The sequence below is a fragment of the Bradyrhizobium sp. genome (assembly GCF_017881085.1).
Classification (GTDB): Bacteria; Pseudomonadota; Alphaproteobacteria; order Rhizobiales; family Xanthobacteraceae; genus Bradyrhizobium.
The window spans coordinates 1-4,698 of sequence record NZ_JADGRI010000372.1 but is presented as its reverse complement, the minus strand read 5'-3'; the positions used below and the strand labels follow the sequence as shown (position 1 = coordinate 4,698).

Sequence of the window (4,698 nt, the reverse complement as noted above, 5' to 3'; positions counted from 1 at the left end):
CGCCACCGTCAGGCTGATGCCGATCGGGTTGTTCACTTCATGGGCGACGCCGGCGACCAGGCCGCCGAGCGCCGCCAGCCGTTCGGCGTCGATCAGGTTTTGCTGGGCGGTGTTGAGCTCTAGCAGCGCGCCTTCGGCTTTCTCCTTGGAGGCGCGCAACTCGTCTTCGGTCTTGCGCTTGGCGATGGCGTTCTCGCGGAACACCTCGACGGCGCGCGCCATCGCGCCAACTTCGTCCTTGGCGGCGGTGCCCTGCACCTGCCGGTCGTAGTCGCCCAGGGTGATGGCGCGCATCGCCGTCATGATCTGCTGCAGCGGCAGCCGGATCGAAAGCGCGATCAGCACGCCCGCGGTGATGATGATGCCGAGAAAGATCACGGCGATCGACAACACCCTGCGGGAGATGTCGGCCAGCGTGCGGTCGAACGTCTCCTGCGCCTTCTGCTCGCGCCGGCGCATCTTGACCGACAGGTCGTCGATGGCGCCGATGGCTTCGGCCTGGCTGGCGTCGATGGTGTTTCGCAACAGTTCGGTGCGGTTGGTGAGCTGCTCGGTCAGTTTTGCAAAGCCTTCCCGCAGCGCCGCCGTCCGCGTCTTCAGCCGGTTCAGCGCCATCCGCTGCAGGTCGTTGTCGGCAAGGTCGGCCATCACGGGGATGGTCTTCTCGATGGTCTCGGTATTGCGGCGCGCTTCGTCGGCGGAAGCGGTGGCCAGCGAAAGATAATAGGCGTTGGCGGCGACCAGCATTCCGGTGAAGGCCTCGCGGGATCTGCCGAGCGCGGGCCAGATCTGGGCGTCGCGGTGGCCGGTCGCGCCCTCGATGATCGAGTAGAGCCCCGCCATATCGCGCGCCGGCGTCAGGACCTCCTGCTCGTAGGTCTTCGAAATCGTCGCCTGCACCCCGCGCAGTTCGCCGAAGCCGTTGAGGAAGCGTTCGGTGACGCGCTCGAGTTCCTCCACCGATCCCGACAGCATCGGATCGGTCGAGGCGCGCGTGGTCAGGGTACCGAGCACGGCTTCGCGCAGCAAAAGGATCTCCGCGAACAGTTCGGGGCTCGGCTGATTGATGTAGCGGTGGATCAGGTTCTGCAGCCGGCTGGTTTCGCTCTCCAGCACCGCCAGGATCTTGTCGGACTCCCGCACCTGCCGCACGTCGTCCCAGGCCGAGCCGAGCACCTGGGCGCCGTTCCAGATCATGGCGGCCAGCACCACCACGACCGCCGAGTTCAGCGCGGCGATCGACAGGATGCGCCAGCGGATCGGCACCGCGCGAAGCAGCCCGACAATGCGGGAACGGGCCCGCGCGGCGAGACTCGCCGGATGTTCCGCTGCCTGGTCCTGCGGTGCGACTTCCAAAACCTGTTCACTCCACCGTGCGATGGGTCGCGGCTGCGCCGAATATCTTGCGATCCTCCATCGACGGGCCCTGCCAGCTCTTCCGCGACATCACTGGGAATTCCGGCTCATCTTGGGTTCGGTTGGGGCATCGTAACCGGCATATTTATAACGATCCGTTGTCACCAAGGACGGCCGGTTGTTCTCTGCGCCAAGCGCCTTTTTCTTCCGGGCGGGCGCGAATGAGGCGCGCGGAGCTGCGGTGTCTTGCCGCTCGTCCGCGCGCTCGGGTGGCCCATATGGCGGCGCCTGTCTGGCCGGCTGATCCTCGCTCCGGGTATCGGCGGCGCGGCTGTACACAGGCACTATCCCCTTATGAGGAGGTCGGCGAAGGGACGAAAAGGTTCAATGTTTTCTTGGCCGTGGCCGGCTGGTACCGGCTATTGTGCCAGCGCCGCCAGCGGCGTCAATTGTGCGCTGCGACCCGGCCTTCGCCGATTGAAAGCGGCGGCGGGGGGTTCTATGAGGGCACCGGGGGTCCTGTGGGGACCGATGCGGCGTGGAGCGGCGTTTTGAACGGCTGCGGATCGGGATCGGTTTAGCTGTGAAGTCGGCTCGGAAATTCTTGCAGCTCGTTGTTGCGGCCGCCGTGCTCGCCTCGGCGGCTCCCGCCTACGCGGTCACCGACATCATGTGGTGGCATGCCATGTCGGGCGAGCTCAGGCGGCAGCTGGAGAAGCTGGCCTCCGATTTCAACGCGTCGCAATCCGACTACCGGATCGTGCCGAGCTACAAGGGAAATTACACCGAGACCGTGACGGCGGCGATCTTCGCGTTTCGCTCGCGCAGCCAGCCCGCCATCGTCCAGGTCAACGAAATCGCGACCGCGACCATGATGGCGGCGAGGGGCGCGATCTATCCGGTGTTCGAATTGATGGCCGACCAGCAGGAGGCGTTTTCACCGGAAGACTATCTTCCCGCCGTGACCGGCTATTATGCCGACGCCGCCGGCAATTTGCTGTCCTTCCCGTTCAACGCATCGACGCCGATCCTGTACTACAACAAGAAGATGTTCCGCGCCGCCGGGCTCGATCCCGACATCGCGCCGAAGACCTGGCCCGAGCTCGGGGCGGCGGCGAAACGGCTGCGCGCGTCCGGCGCGGCCTGCGGGTTCACCACCTCCTGGCCGTCCTGGATCAATGTCGAGAACTTTTCCGCCTACCACAATCTGCCGCTTGCCACGGAGGCCAACGGCTTCAACGGGCTGAACGCGGTGCTGACGTTCAACAATCCGGTGGTGGTGCGGCACATCGCGCAACTCGCGGAATGGCAGGCCACGAAGGTGTTCGACTATAGCGGCCGGGCGACCACGGCGGAGCCACGGTTCCAGAACGGCGAATGCGGCATCTTCATCGGCTCGTCGGGGACGCGGGCCGACATCCGGAAGAATTCCCTGTTCGAAATCGGCTACGGCATGCTGCCGTACTGGCCGGACGTTGCCGGCGCGCCGCAGAACACCATCATCGGCGGCGCGACCCTGTGGGTGCTGCGCAACCGGCCGCAAGCGGAATACAAGGGCGTCGCCAGGTTCTTCGCCTATCTGTCGAAGCCGGAAGTCCAGGCCGCCTGGCACCAGAACACCGGCTATCTGCCGATAACCCGCGCCGCCTTCGACCTCACCCGCGCGCAAGGCTTTTACGACCGCAATCCCGGCACCGCGATCTCGATCGAGCAGATGACGCAGAAGCCGCTGACCGAGAATTCGCGCGGCGTGCGGCTCGGCTCGTTCGTGCTGATCCGCGATGCGATCGACGACGAGCTGGAGCAGGCGTTTTCGGGCAAGAAGTCGGCCCAAGCCGCACTGGATGCAGCGGTCGAGAGGGGCAATCGCCTGCTGCGCCAGTTCGAACGCGCCAACCCGGACCGCTAGAGACGTCTGATGCATTCGCTGCCGGGCGTTGAGAATATCGAGGCATTCCGCGCCTGGCGTGCGGATCCGTCGCAATGCCTGCCGGCTGCGCTCGATATCGCGCGCAGCCATGGCTTGCCGCACGCGGATCCGCAGCTGTTTTCGAACGGCACCAATCTCGTCGTCGCGCTCGATGACCGGCTGATCCTGAAGATCTTTCCGCCCCTGCTGCGGCATCAGTTCGTGTCGGAACGTGCCTCGCTGTCGCAGCTTCGCGGGCGGTTGTCCGTGCCGATTCCGGAAATCGTGCTCGAAGGCGAGCGCGACCAGTGGCCGTATCTCGTCATCACGCGGCTGGACGGCGTCGTGGGAACGCAAGCCTGGCCAATGCTGCCGGAGGACCAGAAGGAGCGCGTGCTCGGGCAAATCGGCGAGACGATCGCGGAAGTGCAGCGGGTGCCGATTGGCGAATTGTCCGGCGTCGAGCCGCGCTGGCCCGAGTTCATCGCAAGGCAAATCGCGGGATGCCGCGCCCGGCATGAACGCCTCGGGCTGCCGCAAAAATATCTCGATGGGCTCGACCACCTGCTTCGCGACGCGGCGGAGCTGATTCCGGTCGACGCTCCGCCGGTCATCCTGACCGGCGAGTACATTCCGGAGAATTTTCTGCTGAGCGGCGAAAGCGGGACCTGGCGGTTGGCCGGGCTGATCGACTTCGGCGACGTGATGACGGGCTGGAAAGAGTACGATTTGCTTGGACCCAGCGCGTTCATGACGGCTGGAATGCCGCGCCGGGTCGACCGTCTCCTTCGCGGGTTCGGTTACTCATGGGCGGATATCAATTCCACCTTGAAGCGCCGGCTGATGGCGCTGATGCTGCTGCATCGCGCCAGCGATCCCGTGCGGCACATCTGCATCGAGGGTTGGCAGCAAAAAGCCGCCGATTTGTTCGAATTGCAGGAATTGCTCTGGCCGGTTTGAGTAATCGACAGCGCCGCTCGACAAGAAGGCGTGCCGAATTTCTGCATTTATTATGAGCAAAGATGCATCTTTGTATGCAATGTGGCTACGGCTCGTCGGTCTCCTGTAATCAACATTCGAAAGTCTAATCATGCGCTTAGGGCGCGATTAGGCTTCCGTTCATTTCTGGCACAAACCTTGCGAAGTCGCTCCAGAGCTTAATCCCTCGTGCGTTGGAGCCAGCAGATGAAGCGTCGCGATTTCCTGAAATCCGTCACGGGCGTCGCGGCCGGCGCCATGGTGCCGGCGCCGGCGATCTGGTCCGCCGCCAGGGCCGACGCCCGTTCCGAGACGCTCCTGATCGTCTCGGAGAGCGGCCCCAACAATCTCGACATTCATGGCGTCGGCACCAACGTGCCCGGCTATGAGGTGTCCTGGAATTGCTATGACCGGCTGATCAGCCACGAGATGAAGAGCGGCCCCGGCGGCGTGCC

General features: G+C 64.5%; 4 protein-coding genes. 3 read left to right on the top strand and 1 reads right to left on the bottom strand.

Annotation, left to right across the window (positions count from 1 at the left end):
* Positions 1 to 1,266: HAMP domain-containing protein (locus QZ213_RS24750; protein WP_291688704.1), on the bottom strand; the 1,266-nt coding region annotated here is incomplete at its 3' end.
* 694 nt (positions 1,267 to 1,960) lie between these two features.
* Between QZ213_RS24750 and ugpB the strand changes: the two genes are divergently transcribed.
* The 3 genes from ugpB to QZ213_RS24735 form a co-directional block, all read left to right on the top strand.
* A complete protein-coding gene (gene ugpB / locus QZ213_RS24745) occupies positions 1,961 to 3,265 on the top strand; it encodes a sn-glycerol-3-phosphate ABC transporter substrate-binding protein UgpB (protein WP_291688703.1) in 1,305 nt (434 codons plus the stop codon).
* 9 nt (positions 3,266 to 3,274) lie between these two features.
* Positions 3,275 to 4,225 carry an aminoglycoside 3'-phosphotransferase/choline kinase family protein gene (locus QZ213_RS24740; RefSeq protein ID WP_291688702.1) on the top strand — a complete coding sequence of 317 codons (951 nt, stop codon included), beginning with the start codon at positions 3,275 to 3,277 and terminating at the stop codon, positions 4,223 to 4,225.
* Positions 4,226 to 4,450: 225 nt separating this feature from the next.
* The coding region (locus QZ213_RS24735) for a twin-arginine translocation signal domain-containing protein (RefSeq protein ID WP_291688701.1) at positions 4,451 to 4,698 on the top strand (248 nt) is incomplete at its 3' end.

What these genes read in the sequence shown, in the direction of transcription:
- QZ213_RS24740 (WP_291688702.1), top strand. Translation starts at nt 3,275, where the DNA reads ATGCATTCGCTGCCGGGCGTTGAGAATATCGAGGCATTCCGCGCCTGG.